The sequence below is a fragment of the Actinomadura terrae genome (assembly GCF_022751215.1).
Classification (GTDB): domain Bacteria; phylum Actinomycetota; class Actinomycetes; order Streptosporangiales; family Streptosporangiaceae; genus Spirillospora; species Spirillospora terrae.
Genome location: NZ_JAICDG010000011.1, coordinates 100,733 through 125,431 on the forward strand (window position 1 = coordinate 100,733; position 24,699 = coordinate 125,431).

General features: G+C 73.0%; 24 protein-coding genes. 15 read left to right on the top strand and 9 right to left on the bottom strand.

Features of this window, described 5'->3' with window-relative positions; translation table 11 throughout:
* Nucleotides 1-22: 22 nt before the first annotated feature.
* Nucleotides 23-826 (bottom strand): SAM-dependent methyltransferase, encoded by an 804-nt coding sequence (locus tag K2F47_RS39700; RefSeq protein WP_242911421.1) that lies wholly within the window; start codon nucleotides 824-826, stop codon nucleotides 23-25.
* A gap of 102 nt (nucleotides 827-928) precedes the next feature.
* Complete coding sequence (locus K2F47_RS39705; protein WP_242911422.1) at nucleotides 929-1,591, bottom strand: FadR/GntR family transcriptional regulator; 663 nt, start codon at nucleotides 1,589-1,591, stop codon at nucleotides 929-931.
* Nucleotides 1,592-1,840: 249 nt separating this feature from the next.
* Between K2F47_RS39705 and K2F47_RS39710 the strand changes: the two genes are divergently transcribed.
* Genes K2F47_RS39710 through K2F47_RS39745 form a run of 8 tightly spaced genes read left to right on the top strand, consistent with a single transcriptional unit; the run spans nucleotide 1,841 to nucleotide 10,517 of the window.
* Nucleotides 1,841-2,923 carry a sugar phosphate isomerase/epimerase family protein gene (locus K2F47_RS39710; protein ID WP_242911423.1) on the top strand — a complete coding sequence of 361 codons (1,083 nt, stop codon included), beginning with the start codon at nucleotides 1,841-1,843 and terminating at the stop codon, nucleotides 2,921-2,923.
* Nucleotides 2,920-4,026 (top strand): sugar phosphate isomerase/epimerase family protein, encoded by a 1,107-nt coding sequence (locus tag K2F47_RS39715; protein WP_242911424.1) that lies wholly within the window; start codon nucleotides 2,920-2,922, stop codon nucleotides 4,024-4,026. The genes K2F47_RS39710 and K2F47_RS39715 overlap by 4 nt, the downstream gene beginning before the upstream one ends.
* On the top strand, nucleotides 4,014-5,219 hold the full coding sequence (locus K2F47_RS39720; protein WP_242911425.1) for a M24 family metallopeptidase: 1,206 nt from the start codon (nucleotides 4,014-4,016) through the stop codon (nucleotides 5,217-5,219). The genes K2F47_RS39715 and K2F47_RS39720 overlap by 13 nt, the downstream gene beginning before the upstream one ends.
* Before the next feature lie 11 nt (nucleotides 5,220-5,230).
* Nucleotides 5,231-6,343: an ABC transporter substrate-binding protein gene (locus K2F47_RS39725; RefSeq protein ID WP_242911426.1), complete on the top strand. Its 1,113-nt coding sequence runs from the start codon at nucleotides 5,231-5,233 to the stop codon at nucleotides 6,341-6,343.
* Nucleotides 6,340-7,170: an ABC transporter ATP-binding protein gene (locus K2F47_RS39730; RefSeq protein WP_242911427.1), complete on the top strand. Its 831-nt coding sequence runs from the start codon at nucleotides 6,340-6,342 to the stop codon at nucleotides 7,168-7,170. Before K2F47_RS39725 ends, K2F47_RS39730 begins: the two co-directional genes overlap by 4 nt.
* Complete coding sequence (locus tag K2F47_RS39735; protein ID WP_242911428.1) at nucleotides 7,167-7,913, top strand: ABC transporter permease; 747 nt, start codon at nucleotides 7,167-7,169, stop codon at nucleotides 7,911-7,913. The genes K2F47_RS39730 and K2F47_RS39735 overlap by 4 nt, the downstream gene beginning before the upstream one ends.
* Nucleotides 7,914-7,924: 11 nt before the next feature.
* Nucleotides 7,925-8,707: an ABC transporter permease gene (locus K2F47_RS39740; RefSeq protein ID WP_242911429.1), complete on the top strand. Its 783-nt coding sequence runs from the start codon at nucleotides 7,925-7,927 to the stop codon at nucleotides 8,705-8,707.
* A gap of 4 nt (nucleotides 8,708-8,711) precedes the next feature.
* Nucleotides 8,712-10,517 carry a 2-oxo-4-hydroxy-4-carboxy-5-ureidoimidazoline decarboxylase gene (locus K2F47_RS39745; RefSeq protein WP_242911430.1) on the top strand — a complete coding sequence of 602 codons (1,806 nt, stop codon included), beginning with the start codon at nucleotides 8,712-8,714 and terminating at the stop codon, nucleotides 10,515-10,517.
* A 23-nt stretch (nucleotides 10,518-10,540) separates the two neighbouring features.
* On the opposite strand, the gene K2F47_RS39750 is transcribed toward K2F47_RS39745, so the two are convergent.
* Entirely contained in the window at nucleotides 10,541-10,927 is a 387-nt protein-coding gene (locus K2F47_RS39750) for a hypothetical protein (RefSeq protein WP_242911431.1), read from the bottom strand.
* Nucleotides 10,928-11,228: 301 nt separating this feature from the next.
* Here K2F47_RS39750 and K2F47_RS39755 point away from each other — a divergent pair, with 301 nt between their 5' ends.
* Nucleotides 11,229-11,705: a hypothetical protein gene (locus K2F47_RS39755; protein WP_242911432.1), complete on the top strand. Its 477-nt coding sequence runs from the start codon at nucleotides 11,229-11,231 to the stop codon at nucleotides 11,703-11,705.
* A gap of 9 nt (nucleotides 11,706-11,714) precedes the next feature.
* Here K2F47_RS39755 and K2F47_RS39760 read toward each other — a convergent pair whose 3' ends face one another.
* Both K2F47_RS39760 and K2F47_RS39765 read right to left on the bottom strand, forming a co-directional pair.
* Entirely contained in the window at nucleotides 11,715-16,748 is a 5,034-nt protein-coding gene (locus K2F47_RS39760; protein ID WP_242911433.1) for a trypsin-like peptidase domain-containing protein, read from the bottom strand.
* Nucleotides 16,745-17,044 (bottom strand): trypco2 family protein, encoded by a 300-nt coding sequence (locus K2F47_RS39765; protein ID WP_242911434.1) that lies wholly within the window; start codon nucleotides 17,042-17,044, stop codon nucleotides 16,745-16,747. The genes K2F47_RS39760 and K2F47_RS39765 overlap by 4 nt, the downstream gene beginning before the upstream one ends.
* A gap of 112 nt (nucleotides 17,045-17,156) precedes the next feature.
* Here K2F47_RS39765 and K2F47_RS39770 point away from each other — a divergent pair, with 112 nt between their 5' ends.
* The 6 genes from K2F47_RS39770 (at nucleotide 17,157) to K2F47_RS39795 (ending at nucleotide 22,505) form a co-directional block, all read left to right on the top strand.
* On the top strand, nucleotides 17,157-17,948 hold the full coding sequence (locus tag K2F47_RS39770; protein WP_242911435.1) for an SAM-dependent methyltransferase: 792 nt from the start codon (nucleotides 17,157-17,159) through the stop codon (nucleotides 17,946-17,948).
* Between the two features lie 198 nt (nucleotides 17,949-18,146).
* Entirely contained in the window at nucleotides 18,147-18,608 is a 462-nt protein-coding gene (locus K2F47_RS39775) for a hypothetical protein (protein ID WP_242911436.1), read from the top strand.
* A 37-nt stretch (nucleotides 18,609-18,645) separates the two neighbouring features.
* Nucleotides 18,646-19,524 (top strand): Gfo/Idh/MocA family protein, encoded by an 879-nt coding sequence (locus tag K2F47_RS39780; RefSeq protein WP_242911437.1) that lies wholly within the window; start codon nucleotides 18,646-18,648, stop codon nucleotides 19,522-19,524.
* A gap of 49 nt (nucleotides 19,525-19,573) precedes the next feature.
* Nucleotides 19,574-19,975, top strand: coding sequence for a rhodanese-like domain-containing protein (locus tag K2F47_RS39785; protein ID WP_242911438.1), 402 nt, complete (start codon nucleotides 19,574-19,576; stop codon nucleotides 19,973-19,975).
* Nucleotides 19,976-20,303: 328 nt separating this feature from the next.
* Nucleotides 20,304-20,795, top strand: coding sequence for a metallophosphoesterase family protein (locus tag K2F47_RS39790; protein WP_242911439.1), 492 nt, complete (start codon nucleotides 20,304-20,306; stop codon nucleotides 20,793-20,795).
* Between the two features lie 858 nt (nucleotides 20,796-21,653).
* Complete coding sequence (locus tag K2F47_RS39795; RefSeq protein ID WP_242911440.1) at nucleotides 21,654-22,505, top strand: maleylpyruvate isomerase family mycothiol-dependent enzyme; 852 nt, start codon at nucleotides 21,654-21,656, stop codon at nucleotides 22,503-22,505.
* A 12-nt stretch (nucleotides 22,506-22,517) separates the two neighbouring features.
* Here K2F47_RS39795 and K2F47_RS39800 read toward each other — a convergent pair whose 3' ends face one another.
* The 4 genes from K2F47_RS39800 to K2F47_RS39810 all read right to left on the bottom strand — a co-directional run.
* Nucleotides 22,518-23,198 carry a TetR/AcrR family transcriptional regulator gene (locus K2F47_RS39800; protein ID WP_242911441.1) on the bottom strand — a complete coding sequence of 227 codons (681 nt, stop codon included), beginning with the start codon at nucleotides 23,196-23,198 and terminating at the stop codon, nucleotides 22,518-22,520.
* Nucleotides 23,199-23,753: 555 nt separating this feature from the next.
* A complete protein-coding gene (locus K2F47_RS41160; protein WP_272498158.1) occupies nucleotides 23,754-23,885 on the bottom strand; it encodes a hypothetical protein in 132 nt (43 codons plus the stop codon).
* Nucleotides 23,842-23,979 (bottom strand): DUF2752 domain-containing protein, encoded by a 138-nt coding sequence (locus tag K2F47_RS39805; RefSeq protein WP_242911442.1) that lies wholly within the window; start codon nucleotides 23,977-23,979, stop codon nucleotides 23,842-23,844. The genes K2F47_RS41160 and K2F47_RS39805 overlap by 44 nt, the downstream gene beginning before the upstream one ends.
* Nucleotides 23,980-24,519: 540 nt before the next feature.
* Nucleotides 24,520-24,699 (bottom strand): hypothetical protein (locus tag K2F47_RS39810; RefSeq protein ID WP_242911443.1); only part of this gene is annotated, 180 nt, incomplete at its 5' end.

Sequence of the window (24,699 nt, forward strand, 5' to 3'; positions counted from 1 at the left end):
CGATTACATGCTGGGGTTCTTTTCAGCGTTTGATGGCGATGCCGCCGTGGATGGTGATCTGGTCGTCGGCGAGTTTGGACGATTCCTCGTCGGGGTGCCAGCGGTGGACGGGGACGACTCCCGGGTCCAGAATCTCCAGGCCGTTGAAGAAGGTCTCCACTTCCTTTTTGGTACGGGCCACCGTCGGGATTCCGTGGGCGTTGTAGGCGGCGACGCCCGCCCGCACCACCTCGGGGTTGTTGTCGAACGTGGTGGTGGACAGGGCCAGGATGCTGCCGGGGGCCAGGGGGGCCATGAGGTGGTCGATGATGCGCCGGACCTCGGCGTCGTCGACGATGAAGTGCAGGATCGCGATGAGGCTCAGCGCGACGGGACGGCTCAGGTCCAGGTAGTCGCGCAGCTGGGGGGACTCCAGGATCGCGTCGGGGTCGCGGAAGTCGGCGTCGAGGTAGCCCGTCCTGCCCTCGGGGGAGCTGGTGAGCAGGGCGCGGGCGTGGACGAGGACGATGGGGTCGTTGTCGACATAGACGATCCGCGACTCGGGGGCGACGGCCTGGACGACCTCGTGCAGGTTCGGTGTGGTGGGGAGGCCGGTCCCGATGTCGAGGAACTGCCGGATGCCGTGCTCGGCGGCGAGATGGTGCGCCATCCGCGCCATGAACCTGCGGTTCGCCCGCATGCCGATGGGGAGCACGGTCCAGTCGGCGACGATGTTCTTCGCCGCCGCCCGGTCGGCGGGGTAGTTGTCCTTGCCGCCGAGTAGATAGTCATAGATTCGGGCCGAATGCGGGATATCGGTCTGAAGGTCCAACTCGCGGTCGGTCACATTGGTCCCCTGAGCGTCTGACGGCCGGTAGTTGATCTACTTTAAGTGCTTTCTCCCGTGGGGTGACGGACGCTAGATCATTTTGCCCACCGGGCAACCAGGTCAGCCCAGCAGGTCGCGCAGGAAGTCGCGGTAGTCCTCGTGCAGGCTGTGGCAGGCCTGGCGGGCCAGGTCGAACTCGCCGCGCAGGACGCCGTCGGCGAGGACGCGGTGGCGCTCCAGGGTGGCCTCGTCCATGGTGGTGCCGTTGGGACTGATCCTGATCACCGTCGTGATCTCGGTGGTGAGGTCCTCCCAGAGGCGGACGGCGGTCGCGGAGCGGGCGGTGGCGACGACCGCGCGGTGGAAGCGGTGGTCGGCGCGGGTCGCCTGGGTGCCGTTCGCGACGCAGCGTTCGAGTTCGGCGAGGGCGGCGCGCAGCTCGGCGGCCTCCGGGTCGCCCGGGTCGCGGCGGGACGCGACGCCGAGCACGCCGCACTCGATCACCTCGCGCATCACGGTCACGTCGATGAGGGAGCGCTGGGCGTCCTCGGACTGGACGGCGACGTCCTTGGCGGTCACGAAGGCGCCGCGTCCGACCTGGATGTCGACCAGGCCGAGGGAGCTCAGCATGCCGAGCGCCTCGCGGACCACCGGACGGGAGACGCCGAACGCCTCCGACAGCCGCCGCTCCGAGGGGAGCCGCTCGCCCGGGCCGTAGCGGCGGGCCCGGATGTCCTGGAGCAGTTGGTCGGCGACGCGGGAGCGCTGGGTCCCGGCGCTCATCGGGGGCCGCCGGGACGCGCGGACGCGCGGCGGAGATCGGGGGCGTCGCTCCTGCGCCGCGTCATCACTTCGGCTCCTTTGCTCACTGCCGCCCCCGTCCGGGACGGCCCGGTGGCGCACGTGCAACATACCGGCCCGTCCTGGTCGCGACCTATCTCGGAAGGCCCTGGACAGGAGCGGGAGGCGTTGCTACATTCCCGGCAACTGGTAAGACCAGTAATACCAGATGCAGAGAGGGGGTGCGTGCCCGTGGGTGACGGAGAGCCGAGCGCGGGGGCGCCCTGGGCGCCGCGGGTCGGGGTCGACGGGCGCAAGTTCCCCGGCGCGGCGCGGGGCGGGTGCCATGACACGCTCGTCCGGGCCCGGGCGGCGGGGTTCGACGGGGTCTTCTTCCGCACCGTGCTCGACATGAGCCCGACCCTGGACGCCGGTGAGCTGCGAGAGATCCGCGAGCACGCCGACGACCTCGGCATGTACGTCGAGGCGGGGCTCGGCAAGGTGAACCCGTTCGCCACGCCCGAGGCGCCCGAGCTGCGCGCGGCGGGCGGGGGCGACATCCTGCTCGGGTTCCGCCGGATGATGGAGGCCGCGGCGCGGATCGGGTGCGTGGAGCTGTGGGCGGCGACGACCAACTACCAGGTCGGCTACCCGGGCAGGTTCGTTTGGGACCGGTTCCGCACCGACGTGAGCTGGTCGGAGCAGCTGGCGGCGACGCGCCGGTTCCTGGAGCGACTGCGGCCGATCGCCCTGGACCTCGGCGTGCACGTCAACCTGGAGACGCACGAGGAGATCACCTCGTTCGAGCTCGTCGAGCTGGTCGAGACCGTCGGCCCGGACGTGCTGGGCATCGTCTTCGACACGGCCAACCCGTTGCAGCGCCTGGAGCACCCGAGGTTCACGACGGACCGGGTCGCCCCGTACGTGCGGCAGACGCAGCTCAAGGACTGCGCGCTGACACCGGTGGAGGGCGGATACCGGTTCGAGCTCACGTCCTGCGGGGACGGGGTGGTCGATTTCGAGTACGTCCTGTCGACGCTCGCGCGCACCGCTCCCGGTGTGAATCTGACGATCGAGAACGAGGAGTCGCGCGACGACTTTCCCGGACCGGTGCCGGTGACGGTGCTGCCCATTCGCGATCCGGAGTTCGTCGCCTCGCATTCCGATCTGACCGTCCCGGAGTTCGCGGAATTCACCGCCCTGATCTATGAGCAGCGGGCGCGGGCCGTTCCGCCGTCCCATTTCGGGCACGACGAGGCGATGGACGCCGTGCTGCGCAGCCGCGACCACATCAGGCGGCTCACGGAGTCGCGTCCGATGGCGGTGTCGGCATGACGGGCGAGACCATGCGCGTCGGGATCGACGGGCGCAAGGTCCCCGGCGCCACGGGACGTCCGCCCGTGGAGCGCCTCGACCTGGCCAGGGAGCTGGGCCTCGACGGCGTCTTCTACCGGACCGTCTTCGACATGGACCCCGAGTTGGACGCCGGGCGCCTGGCCGAGCTCCGCCGGCACGCGGACCATCTCGGCCTCTATCTCGAAGCCGGAATCGGTAACGTCAACCCCTATGCGATGGCCGAGCACCCGCATTTGCGGAAGGCCGGCGACGGTGACACCGTCCTCGGTTTCCGGCAGGCGATCGAGGCGGCGGCCGGAATCGGATGCCGGGAACTGTGGGTCGTCACCGGCGGTTTCAAGGACTTCCCGGGCCGGTTCGCCTACGACCGTTTCCGGACGGACGTCGACTGGTCCGTGCAACTGGAGGAGACCGCGCGCTTCCTCGAACTGCTGGCGCCGATCTGCCGGGACCACGGCGTCCACCTCAACCTGGAGACGCACGAGGAGATCACCTCGTTCGAGCTGGTCCGGCTGGTCGAGCGCGTCGGCCCCGACGTCCTCGGCATCACCTTCGACACCACGAACCTGCTCCAGCGCGGGGAGCATCCGCTGGAGAGCGCCCGGCGGGTCGCGCCCTACGTCCGGCAGACGCACGTCAAGGACTGCCTCCTCGGCATCCGCGAGGACGGGATGCGCTACCAGCTGCGGCCCGTCGGCACCGGCGCGGTCGACATGGCGGCGCTGCTCGGGGTGCTGCGGGACGCGGGGGCGCGTCCCAACCTCAGCCTGGAGACCCTCACCTCGGCGGCGGAGTCCGGCGGGGGCGAGGACGGCCTGCACCCCTACCTGCGCCCCCTGACGATCGACCTGTACGACCCGGTCTGGCACGCGATGCACCCGGACCTGACGTCCGCCGAGCTGACCGCGACGATCCGGCTCGCGGTGGAGGGCGAGCGCAGGGTGGCCCAGGGCGACGCCGAGTCCATGGACGCGTTCGCGGGGCGCCGGTTCACCCACGCCGACGCGGTGGCGTTCGTGCGGGCCGGGGCCGCGCACCTGCGCTCGCTGGCGTCCGAGTGGGGTGTGCCATGCCTGGCGTAGCCACCGGAACCCCCGCGCTGACCGCGCGGTGGGACGAGCTGTGGCGGCGGGTCGAGGACGAGGCGCTCGACGCGATCGTGGTCCTCGGCGCGCCCGGGTCGCTCGGGCCCTTCGCCGACTCGCCCGGCAATGTGCGGTTCCTGACCGGCTGGGCGCCGCCGTTCGGGCCGTCCGGCGTCGTGCTCCGCCGCGCCGAGCGGCCGGTCGTGCTCGCCGTGGGGCCGCACGACGCGCGGGGTTTCCGCGCGCGGCTGGGCGACGCGGCGGACGTCCGGCAGGTGGCGGGGCCCGCCGCGCTCGCCGAGGCGGTGCCGCCGCTGTCGCGCGTCGGTGTCGCCGGGCTGTCGGAACTCCCCGCCTCGCTCGCCGACGTCCTGCGCGGGCGGTGGCGCGAGCCGCGTCCGGTCGACGGGCACCTCCACGCGATGCGGACCCTGCACTACGCCGACTTCGCCGACCTCGCGCGGGCCGCCGCGGCGATCTCCGACGCGATGATCGATCGGGTGCTCGCCACGGCGGCGGAGCGTCCCGTCTCCGGCGCGGAGCTGATGGTCGCGGCCGAGCAGGCCGGGCGGGCGCTCGGCGCCGAGTCCGCCGGGTGCTGGATCGCGACCGGCCCGGCGCCGTCCACCACCTACTTCGAGCAGCGGGAACTCCGCGAGACCCTCGCGCGAGGCGACCGCCTCCAGATCGGGACCACCGTCCGCTACGAGGGCTTCTACGGGCAGAGCCTCAGGACCGCCGTGGTGGGCCGCCCCTCGGCGCTGCTGGAGGAGCACACCCACCGGCTCCTCCACATGCAGGACGAGATCGCCGCGCTCATGCGCCCCGGCGTGCCCCTCGCGGCCGTCGCCGCCCGCATGGACGAACTCGTCGACGCGGCCTGCCCCCACCCGCCGGGCGAGGACCCGTTCCGGTTCCAGTTCTGCCACGGCCTCGGGCTCAGCTACTCCGAGCCCGCGATGCGCGGCGTCAGCGGCCCCGGCCAGGCCGATCCGCGGTTCGCGGACGCGGTGCTCGCCGAGGGGATGGTGGTGGAGGTCCACCCGAACTACTCCGTGCCGGACCTCGGGCACGTGTGCGCCGGGGACATGGCCCAGGTGACGTCGGCCGGAGCGGTCTGGCTCACCTCCTCGGCCCGCGGCCTCGCCCGCCTCGGCGACGGGCCCGGCTGGTCCCACCCCAACTCATGAAGGGTGCAACCGTGATCGAACAACCCCGGTTCACCGATCCTCCGGCCCGCACGGCGCCGGGAGGACGGGCCCATTCCCGCCGGCGTTTCCTCAAGGCCGCGGCGGCGGGGTCGCTGGCGGTCGGCGCCGGACCGCTGCTCGCGGCCTGCGGGGGCGGCGCGGCGGCCGGCGCCGGGTCGAAGTCCCGGCTCAAGGTCGCCCTGGGGTGGGTGACCAACATCGAGTTCGCCGGGTTCTGGCTCGCCGTCGAACGCGGCTACTACCGCGACGAGGGCCTCGACGTCACGTTCAAGGGGGGCGGGACGAACTCGCCGCTGCCGCACGTCCAGCTCGCGTCCGGCGCGGCCGACCTCGCGATCGACCCGAACATGCGCCAGGTGCTCGAAGTGATCGGCAAGGGCAACGACCTGGTGCTGCTCGGAGCCCAGTTCCAGACCGACCCGAACGGGCTGCTGTCGCTGTCGAAGCGGCCGCTGACCCGGCCGGGCGACCTGCCCGGCCGGCGCATCCTCAGCCAGCAGGGCACCCAGCCGGTGCTGGAGGGCATCTACAAGGCCAACCACCTGCGGCCCGACTTCCAGTTCGTCCCGACGGGGTTCGATCCCGGCGCGCTGATGCAGGGCAAGGGCGACGCCTACAACTGCTTCGTGACGAACCAGCCCATCACCCTGGAGACCAAGTTCGGCCTGCGGCGCGGATCGGGCTACGAGGTCGTGACCTACGGCGAGCTGGGCTGCCCCGCCTACGCGAGCATCATCTCGTGCAAGCGGTCGATGGTGGCGCAGCACCGGGACGCCGTCGTGAAGTTCATGCGGGCGTCCGCGCGCGGCTGGCAGGACAACCTGGCCGACCCCGGCGCGGCGGTCAAGGTCGTGATGGACAAGTACGGCCTCGACCTCGGCCTGGACGCCAGGCAGCAGACCCGGCAGAACGAACTCCAGACCCCGCTGACCGCGAGCGCGCTGACCAGGGCGAAGGGGATGTTGCGCATGGATCCGCAGGTCATGGCGTCCACGATGTATCCCTGGCTCCGCCTCGCCGGCGCGGCGAACCTGCCGGACGTGCGCAAGGTCGTCGACACCTCGGTCCTGGACGAGGTGTTCGCGAAGGGCGCGCGGCTGTGAGCGGCGCCGTGGTCGACAACGGACGCCCGTCCGGCGACACGGACGCGGGCCACGCGGCGGTGGAGCTGCGCGGGGTCGTCAAGGAGTTCCCGCTGTCGCGGCGGCGCGAGCCCCTGCGCGCGCTCGACGGCGTCGATCTGACCATCGCGCCCGGCGAGTTCGTCGCCCTCCTCGGCCCGTCGGGCTGCGGCAAGTCGACGGTGCTGCGGATGATCGCCGGGCTGGAGACGCCGACGGCGGGGACGGTCGAGGTGGCGGGCGGCGCACCGTCGGCGCTGATCGCCCGGCACCGCCTCGGCGTCGCCTTCCAGGACGCGGCGCTGCTGCCGTGGGCGACCGCCTGGGACAACATCGCCCTGCCGTTCCGGCTGGCCGGACGGCCCGTCCCGGAGGAGAGAATCCGCGCGCTGCTGGAGACGGTCGGGCTGGAGGGGTTCGCGCGGGCGCGCCCGAAACAGCTGTCCGGCGGGATGCGGCAGCGGATCTCGATCGCGCGGGCCATGGCGCTCGAACCCGACGTGCTGCTGCTCGACGAGCCGTTCGGCGCCCTCGACGCCGTCACCCGCCGCAGGCTCAACCTGGAGCTCGGCGCGGTGTGGGCGCGGCTGCGCACCACGACGGTGCTGGTGACCCACGACGTCGCGGAGGCCGTCCAGCTCGCGGACCGCGTCGTCGTGATGACCGGGCGGCCGGGCGCGCTGGCGCATGTCGAGCCGGTTCCGACGCCGCGCCCGCGCGGGGAGGACTTCACCCGGGGGCACGCGTTCCACGAGGTCGTCGACCGGCTCATCGCCCTCCTGGACGACCCCTCGGGCGGGCGGCCGTGACCGGCGCGCGGCGGTTCGGCACCGGCGTCCTCGGCGTCGCCGTCCTGGTGGGGCTGATGGAGCTGGTCGGCCGGACGGGCGCGGCGGGCGACACGTGGCCACCGCTGTCGTCCGTCCTGACCTACAGCGTCGACGAGCCGGGCCGGGTGATCCTCGCCCGCGCGACCCGGGCCACCGTGGCCGAGGCCGCCGTGGGGCTGCTCGCCGGGGTCCTCGCGGGGGTGGCCGCCGCCGGGCTCGGCCTGCTCGTCCCGTGGCTGCGGGCGGGGATGAGCCAGCTCGCCGTGCTGCTCAGCACCGTCCCGCTGATCGCGCTCGGGCCGGTGCTCGTGACCACGGTCGGCAACGAGCGGACGCCGCCGGTGATCGCGGCGCTCGGCGCGGGCTTCGCGGTGTTCGTCGCGATGTCCTCGGCGTTCTCCCGGCCGCGAACCAGCCTGGACGACGTGTTCCAGGTGCTCGGCGCCTCGCGGGCGAGCACGATGGCGCGGCTGCGCGCGCCCGCCGCCGTCCCGGCGTTCTTCGACGGGCTGGCGCTGGCCGCCCCGGCGGCGCTGCTCGGCGCGGTCGTGGGGGAGTGGTTCGGGGCACCGCGCGGCATCGGTGTCCTGCTGGTGAGCTCGATGCAGAACTACGCGGTCGTCCAGCTGTGGGCGGCGGCGCTGTGCGTCTCGCTCGTGTCCCTGGCCGCCTACGGGACGTTGACCGGTGTCCGCCGGGCCTCGGTCCGCCGGTTCAGTTGAAGGAGGACGCCGTGAACAACCCCGTGAACAACGCCGTGCACACCAACGCGCGGTTCCTGACGCGGTTCCTCCAGGTCGCCTGGCCGTCGGCGCTGCTCGTCGGCGGGTGGGCGGTGTGGGTCAGGGCCAACGGCTACACCGACCTCGTCGCGCCGATGCCGCAGAGCGTGGCCGCCGACATCCTCACCCACCCGGGCGCCTACCTCGGGCCCGTGCTCACCACGACCTGGACGGCGCTCGCGGGCCTGGTCGCCGGGACGCTGCTGGGCGGCGTGCTCGCGGTCGCGGTCTGGTCGTCCCGGCTGCTGACCGCCGTGCTGACCCCGGCGGCGGTGCTGCTGCGCTCGGTGCCGGTGGTCGCGATCGTGCCGGTCATGATCGGGCTGTTCGGCACCGGCCGGCCCGCGGTGGTCGCGATCACTGTGGTGGTGACGTTCTTCCCGGCGTTCAGCCTGGTCGCGTCCGGGCTGCGGGCGCCCTCGCCGAGCACGCGGGACGTCTTCACGGTGCTCGGCGCGTCCAAGCCCGCGACGCTGGCCCGGCTGCTGATCCCCTGCGCGGTGCCGAACGCGCTGGTGGCGGTCCGGATCGCCGCGCCGAGCACGATCCTGTCGGCGATGCTGGCGGAGTTCCTCATCGGCAAGAGCGGCCTCGGGTTCATGTTCGTCGACTCGGTCTCCTACTCCCACTACGCGCGGGCGTGGGGGACGGGAGTGGTGGCCACCGCGCTCGCGGTCGCGTCGTTCGTCGCCGCGACGCGCCTGGAACGCTGGACTCTGGAACGGGTGACCTGAGCACATGCGGGAGAATCACGACCGCGCCTGGCAGGTGGACGGCGCCTACCGGGTCAGCCCCTTCAACACCCGTCCCGACCTGCACGACGGCTACGACTGGCCCGACCCGTTCACGCTCATCGACAGCACGCTCCGCAAGACGCTGTTCACCGCCGGGACCCTCACCAGCATCGACGGGTTCCTGCGGATCGCCGAGCAGCTCACGCTGGCGGGGGTGCGGCACGAGTGCCTCAACGTGGACTGGACGGGAGCCACCGTGCCGCCCGAACGCCAGCTCGAACTGCTGCGGGCCGTCGGCTCCCGCGACTTCGGGTTCAGCCTGAACGTGTTCGCCGACACGCTGCTGTCGGACGGGAGGCGCCTCCCGCCGGTCGGCATGCGCGAGACCGCCGAGCTGCTCGTCGAACTCGGCGCCGACACCCTCGCCCCGGGGATCGTCCCGGCGGACGGCCCCGACGCCCGCGCCCGCCAGCTGGACGAGCTGGAGGAGCTCTTCGACGTGGCCCGCGAGCTCGGCGTCGGGGTGACGGTCACGCTGGCGCAGGTGGGGCTGCGCGACCTCGACGAGATGATCCCGGCGGTCGACCGCGCGGTCGCGCTCGGGGCGCTGCGGATCGACCTGATGGACTCCGTCAGCAGCCTCGGCCCGGAGGCGATGAAGGCGTTCGTCCGGACGTTCCGCGACCGGCTCGCGGCGCCCGTCCCGCTCACCATGCACACCCACGACGACTTCGGCCTCGCCACGGCGTGCACGATCGCGGCGGCGACGGCGGGCGCCTCGCCCGACGTCGCGGCGGGCGGCGTGTCGTACCGGTGCGGGTTCGCGGCGATGGAGGAGGTCGTGCTGGCCCTGGAGACCCTCTACGGCGTGCGGACCGGCATCGACCTGACGGCGCTCACCCGGCTCGCGCACACGGTGGCGCGGGAGTCGGGGCTGCCCGTCCCGCCGCTCAAGCCGGTCGTCGGCCGCTACGCCTACCTGCGCCACATGCCCCGCGACGTCGCCGCCGCGCTGCGGGACGGGCCGGACGCCTTCCCGCCGCCCTCCTCGTGCGTCGCCCCGGAGATGGTCGGCGGACGGCTGGAGTGGGTCTGGGACAGCCTCGGCACGGACGACATGGCCATGGCTTTCGCCGAGTCCCGGGGCGAGACGTTCTCGGCGGAGGAGGCGGCGTCCGTACGGCGCGCGCTGGACGCGGCGGTGGCGGATATCGAGGAGTATCCGCGCTGGCTCGAACCGGACCGCGTCACGGAGATCGTCGACCGCACCCTCGCCGAGCTGCGAGCCGCGCCGGCCCCGGCGTCCACCGAGGACGGCCTGGCCGCCTTCGACGGGCTCGACGTGCGCCAGGCCACCGAGTCGGCGTACGCGTGCTGCCGCTGGGCGCCGTGGGTGGACCTGCTGGTCGCCGGACGCCCGTACCGCACCTGGGACGCGCTGGACGCGGCGGCCCGCGCGGGCCTGGCCGCCCTGGGGGAGGACTCGCTCGTAGCGCTGATCCGCAAGCATCCGCCGATCGGCGCCGACACGCGAACGGAGGGCCCGCCGGGCTTCTCCACGATCGAGCAGTCCTCGCTGGCCGCCTCCCCCGCGCTGCTGCGCGAGATCGGACGGCTCAACGCGGCGTACCAGGCCCGCTTCGGGTTCACCTATCTGGTCGCGGCCGAGGGGCGCGGCGCCGCCGACCTCGTCGCGGACGTCCGGCGGCGCCTCGGCAACCCCCGGTCACGGGAGCTGGCCGTGGCCCGCGCGGAGCTGACCGCGATCGTCCTGAGCCGGTTGCGCCGCATGACAGGAGTCACCGCATGACCGGGTGACCGCCGGGCCGGCGGTCAGTCCCAGTTGAGGGCGACCTGCGTGAGCAGCTCGCGCTCCTCCCAGACGCTGACGACGGAGTTCACGCCGCTGCCGTCGTCGGAGGGCGAGAAGTCATGCGACGTCCACGACTCCCCGGCGGCGATGTCGTGCTGCTGGGAGGCGTAGTCCCCGGTCACGTAGTCGACCGTCACCCGCACGTGGCGGGCCTCGGGGCACTCCACGGTCCACACGGCGGCGGCCTTCAGCTGCCCGTCCGGGGCGACGAGCTCGTTCCCGTCCACCTCGGCCTGGCACACCAGGTTCAGCGGGGCCTGGGCGGGCGCGGCGATGGCCGGGGTGGCGGTCAGCCCGCCCGCCACGACCGCGGCCAGGGACACTCCTGCAAGGATTCGTGCGCGCATCGTCATTCTCCTTTTCATGCTGCGCTTCGTTGGCCCTTGAAGTGTGCGGTTCGGACCCCCGGGTGGGTCGACCCCGCCTACGGGCGGACCCAGGTACGGCCAGCACTACCTCGCGCCCGTCTCCCGGCGCCCAGTGTTTCTTTTGCCTGTTTAGACGCATTGCGGCGGCAATTGGCGGACGAAAACCCTCTTGATCAATTTGTGCGGCGCGGCGGGATCGGCGATGGCAATGACAGTGGACGGGCTTTCTCGCTAGCATGCGTAAGGGAGTTTTCCGGGCCGGTCATACGGAGGTAAGCGCATGCTCAGCACCCAGCCGGAACTGGTCTGGCAGGGCCGTGTCCACCTCGGGGACGAACCGGGTGTGTACGGCGACGCCAGCTATTCCGGCCTCGCCGTCGAGCTTCCGCTGACGCTCCAGAAAACCGACCCCGCGGGGCCGAACACCACCACATTGCAGGTGTTCACGGAGCACGTCACGACGTTCGCCGGTTATCCGGGCCATTTGGTCTCGGTGATCCTGCACGAGGCCGACCCGGCCCATCCGGGCCACTTCAGGGAGGTCGTGCTCGCCACGACCCGGTTGACGACGTCCGACAACAACAAGGTCGACCTCGCCGTGGACCTCGCGGGCCGGGCCCTGCCCGCCCGCGTCAGCGTCCGGGTGCACGTCGACACCGTGGTCCCGCCGGGCCTGTACAACGACTTCGTCGTCATCAGACTGGTGAACAGGTCGCCGAACTTCGTGTTCGTCGCGTCCCTGGGGTTCAACGCCTGACGCTCGCGGTCAGCCGCGCTCCTCCCCGCCGGCGTCCCCGCCCGCGTCCCCTCCCTCGTCCTCGAACGCGGCCATCGCCGGGAGGGCGTTGCCGAGGACGGGGATCACCTGGGGGAGGGCCGCGATCATCAGCGCGGGCGGCGGGAGCCAGCCGTCCTCGCGGATGCCCTGGACGATGAGGCGTTCGGCGTCGGCGTGGGCGCCGGCGGTCACCAACTGGTCGATGATGCCCTCGAACGCCTCGCGGCGCCGGGTCGGCGACTGGATGCGCGCCGCCTCCTCCTCCGCCTCGGCGAGGTGGCCCGCCGCCGCGATGGCCAGGGCGATGTCCCTCCAGATGGGGCCCTGCCGGTGATAGTGCCGGCTGTCGTCGTCGACGATGTCGCGGGCCTGGTCCAGGAGCCCGGCGCGCAGGGCGGCGGCCGCGATCGAGGCCAGCGCCGCGCCGCGCACCTTGGGGTCGTGCATGCGCTTGGCGATCTCTAGCGCCTGCTCGTTGAGCCGGACGGCGCGCGCGGTCTCCCCGTCGGCGGCGGCGCGCGCCGCGATCAGCGTGAGCGTGTTCCAGGCGGGGAACGGCAGCCGCGCGCTCTGCATGACCGTCACCGTGCGCTCGGCGAGGTCGAGCTGCCCGATCTGGACGGCCGCGTAGGCGATGTTCGACAGGGCCCGCTGGTGGCGGTGCTCGTCCACGTGGGTGGCGGCGAGGTCCTCGGCCTCGCGCAGCAGCCGCCCGGCGCGCTCGCCGTCGCCGATCGCGGCGGCGGTCACGGCCAGTTCGATGAGGCCGCGGCAGCGCGGCTCGGCGTTGGTGATCGCGATGGTGTGCACGGCCGTCTCGGCCTCCGCGAGGAGCTTGCCCGCCTGGCCCGGGTTGCCGGAGTCCGCGGTGACGCGGGCGAGCGCGCACAGGAGCGCGCCGCGCACTCGCATGTTGCGCAGGGCCCGGATCTCCTGCCCGACCTTGCGCCGCAGCGTCCGCAGCCGGTCCCGGCTCGCGGCGCAAACCGCGAGCAGGGCCTCCACGCGGGACCGCGAGTCGGCCACCCTGGTCGCGAGCCGCTCGGCCATCGCGAGGTCGCCGGTCGCGACGGCCGCCGCGGCGAGCGTGACCGCCACGGCGTCGTGGGAGTCGGCGTCGAACCCCGGCAGCCGCCGCTCGCCCGCGGCCAGCATCCGCGCGGCGGCGGTGGTGTGCCCGAGCGTGTGGGCGAGGCGTGCGACGCCGGCGAGCGCGGAGACGCGCGTCACCGGGTCGGCGACGCGGGCGACGAGCCGTTCGGCGGTGTCGAGGTCGGCGGTGCGGGCGGCAGCGGTGGCAAGCTCGGCCGCGACGGAGTCGAGGGTGTCGGCGTCCATGTCGTCCAGCCGCTGCTCGGCGAGGGTCAGGAACCGCCCGGCGCGGCCGTACTCGCCCTCGCCGTAGGCCGCCCGCGCCAGGTCGGCGAACGCGCTCACCCGCAGGCGCGGACGGTCGATCACGCCGACGATCCGCTCGGCGTCCCCGTAGCGGCCGCGCGCGGCGGCGGCCAGCGCCGCGGCCGTCAGCTCGAACGGCGACAGGTGCCGGACCGACCCGGCCGGGGCCGCCTCTTCGGCCGCGAGCAGGAAGGCGACCGCCCGCTCGCGGTCGCCCTGGTCGATGGCGACCCGGCCGAGCTGGGCCAGGCCCGCCGCGTGCCGGAACCCGTTCGGCATCGACTGGACGAGCCGCTCGGCGTCGCGCGAAAGGCCCGCCCGCGCGAGCGTCTCCGCGGCGTTGACCAGCGCGATCGCCCGTTTGCGGGTCGGGGTCATCGCGGCCAGCGCGGCCTCGATGACGCCGGTGCGCCGCTGCCGCGCGGCCTCCGCCACGACGGCGCCGAGCACGTCGTTGCGCTCGTGCACGTCGATGATCCGCGACGCCGCGCGGACGGCGAGCGCGGTGAGGCCGAGGTCGGTGGCGGTCGTGGCGAGCTCGGTCGGCAGGTTCTGCCGCGACGGGAACCGGAGCGCGGCGGTGATGCCCGCCTCCAGCAGGTCGGAGGTGCCGCCCTTCAGCTCCGCGAGGTGGGTCTCGATCAGCAGGCCCGTCGACTGCGTCCCCCACGGGCGGGGACGGTCGCCCGCTTTCAGCGCGATCGTCAGCAGGTCCCGGGCGCCGTCGAGGTCGTCGCGCGCGATGGCCTCGGCGGCCGCCTCGACCAGCGGCGCCCACTGGCGGCGCGGCAGGAGCGCGAAGAGGTCGGCCGTGGTCTCGACCATCCGGGTCGCGGTGTCGACCCGGCCCGCGTCGAGCGCGGCGAGGGCGATGCGGACGGCGGCCGCCGGGCGGCGGGGCGCCTCGATCAGCAGCATGAGCCGTTCGGCGTCGTCGAGGAGCCCCGCCTCCACGACCGCGGGGAACAGCGCGGGGAACCCTGCCTGCCGGGAGTTGCCCTTGGCGGAGGTGGTCTCGATCGCCTCCGCCAGCACCGCCGCGGCCTCGGCGTGCTCGCCCCGCAGCTCCAGCGCCCGGACGATCCGGCCGAGCGCCCGGCACACCAGCCGGGGGCCGTTGACCGACGTCCGGACCAGTTCCCGCGCCGCCCCGGCCTCGCCCCGCTCGGCGAGCACCCCGGCGATGTCGGCGAACGTCTCCCAGCGCAGGTCCTGGTGGTCGATGAGGTGCGCGAGCCGCTCGGCGTCCTCCTGGAACCCGGCCTCGGCGGCGATCCGGGCCGCGGCCGCGAGGATCGGCCGCTGGTCCTTCCTGTCGGTGAACGAGCGCGCGACCCGCTCCACCGAGTCGAACAGCCCGGCGCGGGCGGCGTCGCAGGCCAGGTTCACCAGCAGGTCCCGGCGGCGGCCCCGGGAGTGGACGACGGAGATGATCAGCCGGGCGGCCTCCTCCATGAGCGCCTCGGCCCGGGTGAACCCGCTGCCCAGCACGAGCGCGATCCGGGCGAGGGTGCGGGCGCGCCGCACCCCGCTCAGGATGTTGCCGGCCAGCAGCTCCGCCTCCTGGAGCCACAGCTCCGCCTGGGTGTCGGCGCCGGTCCGGCCGGCCACCTCCGCGATGGAGATCAGGATGTTGGACTTGATCGACGGGACGACGATCTCGCGCGCCATCCGCTCGGCCCGCTCCAGGTCGCCGAGCTCCGCCCAGCCCATCGCGATCACCTCGGGGTGGATGCGGGCGGAGAGTCGGAGCTGGTCGCGCCACAGCGCCAGCAGGTACGTCGCGGCCAGGTCCGGGGGGTCTTCGGCGAGGTGCAGCCGGATCGAGTCGGTGAGTGTACGCACGGCCGGCTCCGCCGTCCCGACGCGCTCCCGCAGCCGCCGCCAGCGGTCGGGGTCGTTGAGCCCGCGCAGCCGCGCCAGGTCGCCGGAGTCGGCCAGCACCTGCGGGTAGCGGTCCAGGAGGTAGAGCGGGGTGTCGGCGGGCCAGCCGCCGGTCCGGAACGGCTCGGCCCAGGCGTGGACGGCCTCCCGGTGGGCGGCCATCGCGTCCGCGCCGAGGCGTTCGGTGGTGGTCTCCCGGATGAGGTCGTGGGCGAAGGAGTACCGGCGCTGCCCGTGCTCCTCGCGGCAGTCCACGAGTCTGGCGATCGTGTGCTCGACCAGGTCCCGGACGTCGTAGAGGTCGAGGCCGGTGAGGTGCGCGACGTCGGCGTCGGCGAGCCCGCCGCCCGAGGCGGCCAGCAGCCCGAGCACCCCGCGGCTCGTGCGGTCGCGCAGGTGCTGCTGGAGGTCGAGTTCGGCGGCCCGCCGCGACGCGCGCGAGGCGTCGTTGGCGGCCAGCGGGCGGCGCTCGCAGCGGCGCAGCGGATGCCCGTCCGGGACGTCGGCGGGCACCTCGGGGAAGTGCCTGCTGGTCACCAGCACGTGGCCGCCGCGCGGCAGGTACTCGGGGAGCTGCGCGGCGATGCTGCTCTCGCGGTGCTGGAGGTGGTCGTCCTCGTCGAGGCCGTCCACGATCAGCATCAGGTGGCGGCCGTCCGCGGTGACACGTTCCACCGCGCGCTGCCACAGGTCGTCGAGGTCGAACGCGGTGGGCACGACACCGGGGGAGAGGACCTCGCCGACCAGCGGGGCGAGCTGGTCGGCGAGCGCGGTCCGGTAGTCGGCGAGGCGCGAGCCGGTCGAGCGGGACACGAAGAACGCGACCGTGACGACCTCGGTCGCGGGGTCCCCGGCGAACGCGGCGGCGAGCGTCGTCTTGCCCGCGTAGGGGTCGCCGACCAGCCACAGGTAGGACGTGGCGCCCGTCGCGAACTCCTGGAGCCGGGCGAGCTCGGCGTCCCGGTCGGCGGGGTGCGGGCACCGCGCGCGCATCTTCGTGATCGTGGACCAGTACCGCGACCGGCGCACCGGCGCGGCGGGCCCAGCGGTCGCCTCGTCCAGCCGGACGCCCGCGTCCTCCAGCAGCGCGTTCAGGGCCTCCCGGCTCGCGCGCGGCTCGACGAACTCGCCCGCGATCCGGGGCCGGTGCGGCCCGGCGGCGCTGAAGACCCGCGAGGCGGTCAGCGGGCCGTCGGCCTCGGCCCAGCGGACGACGCCGACCAGCTTCCCGCCGACCAGGACGGGCCCGCCCGACAGCCCCTTGTAGGACATGCCCGCGCGCTGCGGCGCGTCGTGCCGGTGCAGGTCGAGCAGGCCCGTCTTGACGTTCGCGCCGAGCAGGACCTCGCCGTCCACCTGGTCGACGTCGCGGACGGCGCCGAGCGCGCCCGTGCGCTCGTGGGACGCGGGGAACCCCCAGCAGGAGAACGTCGCGCGGCCCGTGCCCCACGGGTCGACGTCGGCCAGCACGGCCGGGGCGACCGCGGGCAGCGCGCCGGCGGGCACCCGCAGCAGGGCCAGGTCGACCTCGGCGCCCTCGGCCGTCCAGATCCGGTCGGCGGCGACGGCGAGCGAACCGTCGGGGGTGGCGAGCCGGACGGTCGCGGCTCCCGGCGCGTCCACCACGTGCCGGCAGGTGAGCATGAGCCGGTCGGAGACCCGGTAGCCGGTGCCGAACCCCTTCGCGCCGTCCTCGACGAGCACCTCGACGGTGCGCCAGCGTGGCTCGTCGGGCGTCACCGGCTGGGCGTGCTGAGCAGGTCACCCACCTCGACCGGCCGGCCGTCGCGGGTCGGCGTCAGCGTGAACGCCACCCGGTGCGTGCTGGTCTGCGACACCTTGCCCGACGCGCCGGCCTCGACGACCCACACCTTGACCTTGCCGTTGGCGCCGGCCTCCCTGGTCAGCGCGACGTCGAAGGCGACCTCGATCGGCCCGACCGTGAAACGGATGTCCGCGTCGGCGCCCTCCCGCTCGGCCCGCACCAGATCGTCGCGGATCGCTTTCACTGCTTCGGCCAGCCCGATTTCCTGCATTTCGCTCCATCACTCGACGGTGCGGTGAGTTTACTGCTTTATGGTGATCCGTCGGCGTGCCCGGACACGCCGTAGCCTGGTGTGGCCACCGCTCCCGACCGCTGGAGAACCCATGGCCGACGACCCGCCATTCGACACGGGCGTTCCGCATTCCGCGCGTGTTTGGAACTACTGGTTGGGCGGCAAGGACAACTATCCCGTCGACCAGGAGGCCGGCGACAAGTACCGGGCGGTATTTCCGGGGATCGTCGACGTCGCCCGCGCCGCCCGGCACTTCCTCGCCCGCGCCGTGCGCCATCTGGCCGGCGAGGTGGCGATCTGGCAGTTCCTCGACGTCGGGACCGGGCTGCCGACCGTCGACAACACCCACGAGCTGGCCCAGCGGGTCGCGCCCGAGAGCCGCGTCGTCTACGTCGACAACGACCCGCTGGTCCTGCTGCACGCCCGCGCCCTGCTCACCAGCACCCCGCAGGGCGCGACCGACTACGTCGACGCCGACATGCGCGACCCCGACGCGATCCTGGCCGCCGCGTCCCGGACCCTCGACCTGTCCCGGCCGACCGCGCTCACCATGATCGGCGTGCTCGGACACGTCGAGGACCACGCGGAGGCCCGCTCGATCGTCGGCCGCCTCATGGCCGCGCTGCCGTCCGGCAGCCACCTCGCGCTCGCCGACAGCGTCGTGACCGACGCCTCCCACCGCGCGGCGGCAGACGGCTACACGTCGACCGGCGCGGTCCCCTACCTGCTGCGCACGCCCGAGGAGATCGCCGCGTACTTCGACGGCCTGGAGGTGCTGGAGCCGGGCGTCGTCCCGATCTCGCGGTGGCGGCCCGAGCCGTCGCCCTTCGGCTCCCCGCCCGCCGCCGAGGGGACGCTGGGGGGCGTCGCCCGCAAGCGCTGAGGCGCCGCGCGTCCCGCCGGCGCGTCCTGTCCGCGCGGGCGTCGCCGCCCAGAACGCCCGGGACGCCGCGGCAGAACGGATCAGGACAACGGTCCCTTTCCGTGATGACGCGATCACGCGCACGCTTGCTCCGGGGCGCTGGACGAGCCGGGCGGGGGGCGGCTTGTCGGCGGCCCCCGATGTCGAACGGAGGGCGACATGAGCAGGAACACCCTGATCGTCGTGGCGGTGTCCGCCGTGACGGCGACGGTGGCGGCGGGCGGGGCCGCCGCCACCGTCGTCATGCTGGACCCCGAGGGATCGCACCACACGGGAGCCGCGGCGCGGGCCGCGTCCCCGGAGGCGTCGGGGGCCGGCGCCCCGGCCGAGCCGGAGCCGACCCCGACCGTCACGGTCACCCGGCCGAAGGTCGTGCGGAAGACCGTCGTCGTGCCGCAGCCCCGGAGCGGCGGCTCGTTCGGCGGCGCCGACGAGCGCTTCCTCGACGCCATCGCCGGCGACGGGATCAAGGCGCCCGCCGACTGGGCGATCGAGGCGGGGAACGCGACCTGCGGCGCGGGCTACGACTACGCCTACCGGTACCTGACCGACGGCGGCCTCTACGGCTACCACGTCCAGACGTTCCTGGACGACTGGACGCTCACGCACGGCGGCTGCTGACCCGCGCCGCGGCCGCCCGGCCGTCTATTGTCGGCGCATGGGCGAAGCGGTGGCGGTGGGGTTGGTCGGGGCGGGACCGTGGGCGGGCATGGCGCATGCCCCCGCGCTGGCGGCGGGGCCGTCCACCCGGCTCGCGGGGGTCTGGGCGCGGCGTCCCGAGGCGGCGGCCGCGCTGGCGGACGCGCACGGCGCGCCGTCGTTCCCGCGCATCGAGGAGCTGTTCGACGCCTGCGAGGCGGTCGCGTTCTGCGTCCCGCCGGACGTGCAGGCGACGCTCGCGGAACGCGCGGCCCGCGCGGGCAAGGCCGTCCTGCTGGAGAAGCCTCTAGCGCTCGACCTGGACGGCGCCCGGCGGCTGTCCGGCGCGATCGAGGACGCCGGGGTCGTCTCCCAGATCGCCCTGACCGTGCGCTACTCGGCCGCCGCGCGGGCGTTCCTGAAGCGGGCGCGCGGGTCCGAGCCGCTCGGCGGGTACGGCTCGTTCGTCACGCCGTCGCTGAGCGGCGGACCGTTCGCCACGCCGTGGCGGCTGGAGCACGGCGCGCTGCTGGACCTCGGCCCCCACCTCGTCGACCTGCTGGACGCCGCGCTCGGACGCGTGACCGCCGTCCGCGCCCACGGTGATCCCCTCGGCTGGGTAGGGCTCCTGCTGGAGCACGAGGGCGGCGCGGTCAGCCAGGCGTCGGTCTCGATGGCCGGGGCCGCGGGAGGTCCGCCCGCCCACGTCGAGGTGCACGGGCGGACGGGGCACGCGCGGCTCGACTGGACCGACCTGGGCGACGACGCGTTCCCGACCATGGTCGCCGAGTTCGCCTCGGCCGTGCGGGACGGCGGCGGGCATCCGCTGGACGCCGCGCACGGGCTGCGCGTCCAGGAGGTCCTCGCCGCGGCAGCCGCCGACCTGCTCGCCCGATAGCAACATTTCAGATTGACTTTATAGGGAATCTGGTGTCATGCTGGCCCGCATGCCCCGCACCATCGATGAGATCCTCGCCGCCGCCCGCAACCGGCTGGAGCGCGTCACGCCCGAGCGCGCCCACGCCGAGTTCCTCGACGGAGCGCTGCTCGTCGACATCCGCCCCGCCGCCCAGCGCGCGGCCGAGGGCGAGGTGCCGGGCGCGCTGATCATCGAGCGCAACGTCCTGGAGTGGCGGCTCGACCCCGCCTCCGACGCGCGGCTCCCGCAGGCGACCGGCCACGACCTGCGCGTCATCGTGTTCTGCTCGCAGGGCTACACCTCCAGCCTGGCCGCCGCGTCCCTGCACGACCTCGGCCTCACCCGCGCCACCGACATCGACGGCGGCTTCGAGGCGTGGTGCGCCGCGGGCCTCCCCGCCACCGGTCTGCCGTCCCCGGCGGCCCGCTGAAGCACACCCGGCCACGCCCGGGCCAGGGGGGACGGCCGGACTCCTCGGCAGGTGCAAGGGAGTAACTGTCCACCTCGGAACCCGGCCGTCCCCTGGCCCTCGCGATGCGTGCCGCCGCCGGTGCGGACCGGGGGCGTACGGTCGCCGACGCGGCGGCGGCCGCGAGGAAGGCCGAGCCTAACTCCGCTGGTCAGCCCCGGGAAATGACACGGTGCTTACAGTTGTTTCCCACCGGTGTCCGGGCCGCCGCGTCTGAAATTGACCCGATCCGCCGCCACCCGCGCATCCGCCGACCGCGACCGTCCGGCCATAGGAGAGGATGGGCTGGATGAGGGCGGTCGTCATCTCCGACACCCACGCGCCCCGGCGCTGGAAGTCGTGCCCGCCGCGGGTCGCCGAGCACCTGCGGGGCGCCGACGTGATCCTGCACGCCGGCGACGTCTGCGTGGCGTCGGTGCTGGACGAGCTGGCGGAGTACGCGCCCGTCCACGCCGTCCTCGGCAACAACGACGCCCAGGACGTGGCCGATTGGGGCGCCCCCGAGCGCCTCGAACTCGACCTAGACGGCCTCGCGGTGGCGATGGTCCACGACAGCGGCCGGAGCCAGGGCCGCACGGCGCGGATGCGGCACTGGTTCCCCCGCGCCGACCTGGTCGTCTTCGGCCACTCCCACATTCCGATGGACGAGACGGGCGACGGCGTCCGAATCTTCAACCCGGGCTCGCCGACCGACCGGCGCCGCCAGCCGCACGGCACCCTCGGCCTCCTGGACGTCGGCGACGGCCGACTTGTCCGCGCGCGGATCGTCCCCGTGACCTGAACGTCCCGCCATCAGCTACCGGTAACCGCCCATCTCGGAAAGCACCACATGGTCGCGGACCTCCATTCCGAGCGCCTCGGCACAAGAACGCGTGGGCCTAGCCTGACCGGGTGCCCACGGGTTCGCGTGCCTCCCCCGGATGGGCATGGAGGGTCACCTTCCCGTCGCTTTCCGTCCCGTCCCGTCCGGCCTCGCACCCTCCGCACACCCCCAAGCCGCACGCCCGGTCGACGGCCACCCGATACCGCTCCGGCCACGCGGACGGCACCATCCTGAACGTCTCTCGAACCCGGTCGTAAAGGCCTTGACCATTCCGCAGACGGCAATGACCCACCGACGGAATCCCCGACCGAAAAACGCGCAACAACATATGGACGGCTTAACGGCAGCGGGCAGCGACAAGGCCCCACCCCGCGACGACCACCCGCCCCCCGGCTCCGTCTCAGCAGGAAAGCCGCAGGTCAGCGCCACCCCGCCCGTCCCGAGTGGCCTGGAGGCGACGAGCGTAGACATCGCGTTTCATTGCGCGCCTATCGACACCCGCGCGGCGATAGCACCCCGACGAGTTCCACGCCGACCCCCGAGCGAAATACAAATAACGCCCTTCCCCGGACGGCCCTGAGCCGCCGCCAAGAGCCCACCACTGATTTTTCGCACGGAAATCCTCACGGCTCCACACCGGCGATGCCTCCCCACTCCCAACCGCTTCTCGGAGCGGGTCGGCGGCGCGCCGCATTCACAACTTCTTGAAAACTGCTCGATTTCCGGTATGGGGCACGCGTAACCCATAGGCGCCGACTGCCTCAGGTGGTATACCGGTGTTGTTCGGTCCCGAGAACCTCCCGAAGGAGGGCGGACATGCTCCCGGCCGTCTCCGCAACCACATGGTCCGATGCCCGCCACAGTGTGGAAATCACCGGCGAGCGATTCGCCGAACTCCTGCTCTCCGTCCCGTCCGACACGATGGCCACCGACGACTGGACGGTCGCCGAGACCGCCGCCCATCTCGTCACGATCTCCGACGCCTACCGCCGCATGCTGGGCAAGTCGGGCAGCCTCTCCGAGAGCCCGGTGATCGCCGAGGTCATCCCGCGCACCACCGTCGACACCGTCGCCCAGTTCAACGACGTCGCGCTCGCCCAGTTCACCGAGCGCGACCTCCGCACGCTCGCCGGCCGCCTCCGCGAGGACATCGCCGCCATCCAGCGCGCCTGCGACGACCTCAACCCGGACGAGCCCATCGACTGGCTCGGCGGCTCCCGCGTCCCGGCCGCGGGCGTGCTCGCCCACCTCGTCAACGAGCTTCAGGTGCACGGCCGCGACATCGCCCGCGCCACCGGCGCCCACTGGACGATCCTCCCCGCCGACGCCGCGCTGTTCTTCGAGCTGTTCCTGCTCGGCGTGACCAGGCACGGCTACGGGCACCTGCTCGACTGGAACCGGCCGGAGCACCGCGGCCGCGTCGCGGTCGAGTTCCGCTCCCGCTACACCAGGCCCGCCGTGATGGTGCTGACCGACGGGCGGGTCACGATCGGGCACCCCGGCCGCGACATCGACGTGAAGGTCCACTTCGACCCCGTCTATCTCAACCTCATGCTGTTCGGCCGCGTCAGCAAGGCGCGGGCCGCACTCACCGGCAAGGTCGTCGTATGGGGACGCCGGCCGTGGCTGCTGCCTGTCTTCATGCGCAAGATGCGCCTGCCGTCCTGAAGCCGCGAGGGGTCAGTCGACGAACTCGGTGGCCGGTGCGCCGGTGAGCTCCGTCGCGAGCCGGTCGAGCGACGCCCGCACCGACCGCGTCGCCGCCTCGACGGTGTCCCCGGCCCCGACCATCAACCCCACCAGCTGCGCCTCGAAACACACCTCGGCGTTGTACGGCTCGATCAGGTACTGGCCGAGCTCCAACGTGATCAGCCCGTGCATCGCGCTCCACATCTGGTGCGCGACCAGCTCGGGATCACCGCTGCGGAACCGCGCCGCCCGGACGCAGCGCGCCGCGTGCTCGACCGCGTGCGCCAGCGTGTAGCGGCCGTGCTGCCGGTCGTCCTCCGACAGGGTGAACCCGCCCAGGGACGAACTGCCGAACATCACCGTGTACAGGTGCGAGTTGGCCAGCGCGTTGTGCCGGTACGCACGTCCGAGCAACGCCATGTCGGAGACCGGGTCGTCGGTCTCGGTGATCGCGTCGAAGTACCGCTTCAACCGCGCGAAGCCCTCGTGGACCATCGCCCGCACCAGCCCGCTCATCGCCCCGAAATGGGTGTAGACGGCCATCGTCGAGCTGCCCGCCTCGGCGGCGACCCGCCGCGTCGTCAGCGCCTGCGGCCCCTCCTCCGCCAGCAGCCGGGCCGCGATGTCGATCAACATCACGCGCACACCGGGGTCCGATTTGCGAGGACTCATCCCGACAGTCTGACACTCGCCCCATCGTTCTCCACTAACCCAATGGACGGATATGACCACGTGATCCAACAGTCTCATCTTCTGCCACTATTGCCGCTTCAACCACACCTGTGACCTGCGTGTTCTGCATCCAGGAAGACACGTCCGCATAGCGAAACGCGCAGGCCCCGCCGACCTCCTGGTCTCGCCGACGGGCCGCCCGCCCCACCACCGGGAAGGCCACAGCCCCGCCTCCTGCCCACCCGGCACGTCGCCCTGGGGCACCCGCGCGGCCGCCCCTCGACAGCGACACAACGCTCGGCGCTGACTCACCACGCGCAGAGACGAAGACCACCGACCGGATGCTCGGCCATGCCCCACCCGCTGACGACATCCGCGCCAGGAGCAAGCCCAGCCGCGAATGAACAGCCACCTCGACCAAGGCCCCCCACGGCCAGCTCGCAGATCACTCGGACCTCGATTCCTCCAGCGGAACGGCACCCGATGCTGGGCCACCCGATCGCTGGAACGCCGTCACCGACACATCCCCCCGAGGTGTGGACGAACACGCCCGCGCTACGCGCCGAGGAACGCCCCGAACGGCAGGTTCCGCACCAGCCAGAAGAGCATGACGGCGCCGAGCAACGCCCAGACCAGTCGCGGGTCACCCTCCTTCGCCCGGGAGGGCCGACCCTGTGCGCGAGCCACCGTCCAGCGTCCCCAGTACCGGAAGCATCGCCACGGCGAAGAGGTTGAGGCCGAGCGCCTCCCGCACATCGCCGTGAGCGAGCGCGTGGATCATCCGAACCGCCCCCCGGGCACTGGCAACCGGTCAGGGAGAGGAACGGGCAAGTCGGATAGTGGCCGCTCCGGTTCGGATCGACCATCGCGACGTGCGCGACGACGACCGAGACGATCGCCTAGATCTTGACGTTGTCGGAGGCGCTGATGGCACCGGCGTGATCGCCCGCCGCTGACCCGCACGGCGAAGGCGATGGAGACGACTCCGGCGGGGAGGCATCAGAAGATGGTGGTGAGGATCGTCCACACGAGGTGGTTCGGGGGTGACGCACCGGCTTGTCCGGCCGGGTTGGTTAGCGGGTGGTAGGTCACTGGGAGTACCGCCAAGCCGCGGACTGGCAGGGCAAGGAGAAGACCCTTGGCGCTGGGGGAGGCCGCAGGTCCGCTCACGTCTCCGCTTCCCGCACAGCGGCGGGAGGGGACTCAGAGGGCGATGTCGATTTGACGTGGCCGCCAAGACGACGTAAGTTAACCCCTCGTCCCCACATGGATGCAGGACGCCTGCCTGGCGGCCGACCTGATCGGGGAACCCACCATCGAATCAGCCGACGCGGCTTCGTCGTGTCTGCTGTGCGGTGATGGACCGGGATCGGTTCGATTTTGACAATCGCGCCGAGTCTGGTGAAATAGCAACACCGCCCGGAAGGGCCGCGTCAGCGGACCGGAAAGGCGTATCGGAAAAGCCCGGAAATTGACAAACCGAGCAGATCCGATAAAGTAA

What these genes read in the sequence shown, in the direction of transcription:
- K2F47_RS39715 (WP_242911424.1), top strand. Translation starts at nt 2,920, where the DNA reads ATGACGGGCGAGACCATGCGCGTCGGGATCGACGGGCGCAAGGTCCCC.
- K2F47_RS39770 (WP_242911435.1), top strand. Translation starts at nt 17,157, where the DNA reads ATGGCCGACGACCCGCCATTCGACACGGGCGTTCCGCATTCCGCGCGT.
- K2F47_RS39745 (WP_242911430.1), top strand. Translation starts at nt 8,712, where the DNA reads ATGCGGGAGAATCACGACCGCGCCTGGCAGGTGGACGGCGCCTACCGG.
- K2F47_RS39805 (WP_242911442.1), bottom strand. Translation starts at nt 23,979, where the DNA reads ATGATCCACGCGCTCGCTCACGGCGATGTGCGGGAGGCGCTCGGCCTC.
- K2F47_RS39795 (WP_242911440.1), top strand. Translation starts at nt 21,654, where the DNA reads ATGCTCCCGGCCGTCTCCGCAACCACATGGTCCGATGCCCGCCACAGT.
- K2F47_RS39775 (WP_242911436.1), top strand. Translation starts at nt 18,147, where the DNA reads ATGAGCAGGAACACCCTGATCGTCGTGGCGGTGTCCGCCGTGACGGCG.
- K2F47_RS39720 (WP_242911425.1), top strand. Translation starts at nt 4,014, where the DNA reads ATGCCTGGCGTAGCCACCGGAACCCCCGCGCTGACCGCGCGGTGGGAC.
- K2F47_RS39765 (WP_242911434.1), bottom strand. Translation starts at nt 17,044, where the DNA reads ATGCAGGAAATCGGGCTGGCCGAAGCAGTGAAAGCGATCCGCGACGAT.
- K2F47_RS39800 (WP_242911441.1), bottom strand. Translation starts at nt 23,198, where the DNA reads ATGAGTCCTCGCAAATCGGACCCCGGTGTGCGCGTGATGTTGATCGAC.
- K2F47_RS39705 (WP_242911422.1), bottom strand. Translation starts at nt 1,591, where the DNA reads ATGAGCGCCGGGACCCAGCGCTCCCGCGTCGCCGACCAACTGCTCCAG.
- K2F47_RS39755 (WP_242911432.1), top strand. Translation starts at nt 11,229, where the DNA reads ATGCTCAGCACCCAGCCGGAACTGGTCTGGCAGGGCCGTGTCCACCTC.
- K2F47_RS39750 (WP_242911431.1), bottom strand. Translation starts at nt 10,927, where the DNA reads ATGCGCGCACGAATCCTTGCAGGAGTGTCCCTGGCCGCGGTCGTGGCG.
- K2F47_RS39780 (WP_242911437.1), top strand. Translation starts at nt 18,646, where the DNA reads ATGGGCGAAGCGGTGGCGGTGGGGTTGGTCGGGGCGGGACCGTGGGCG.
- K2F47_RS39790 (WP_242911439.1), top strand. Translation starts at nt 20,304, where the DNA reads ATGAGGGCGGTCGTCATCTCCGACACCCACGCGCCCCGGCGCTGGAAG.
- K2F47_RS39785 (WP_242911438.1), top strand. Translation starts at nt 19,574, where the DNA reads ATGCCCCGCACCATCGATGAGATCCTCGCCGCCGCCCGCAACCGGCTG.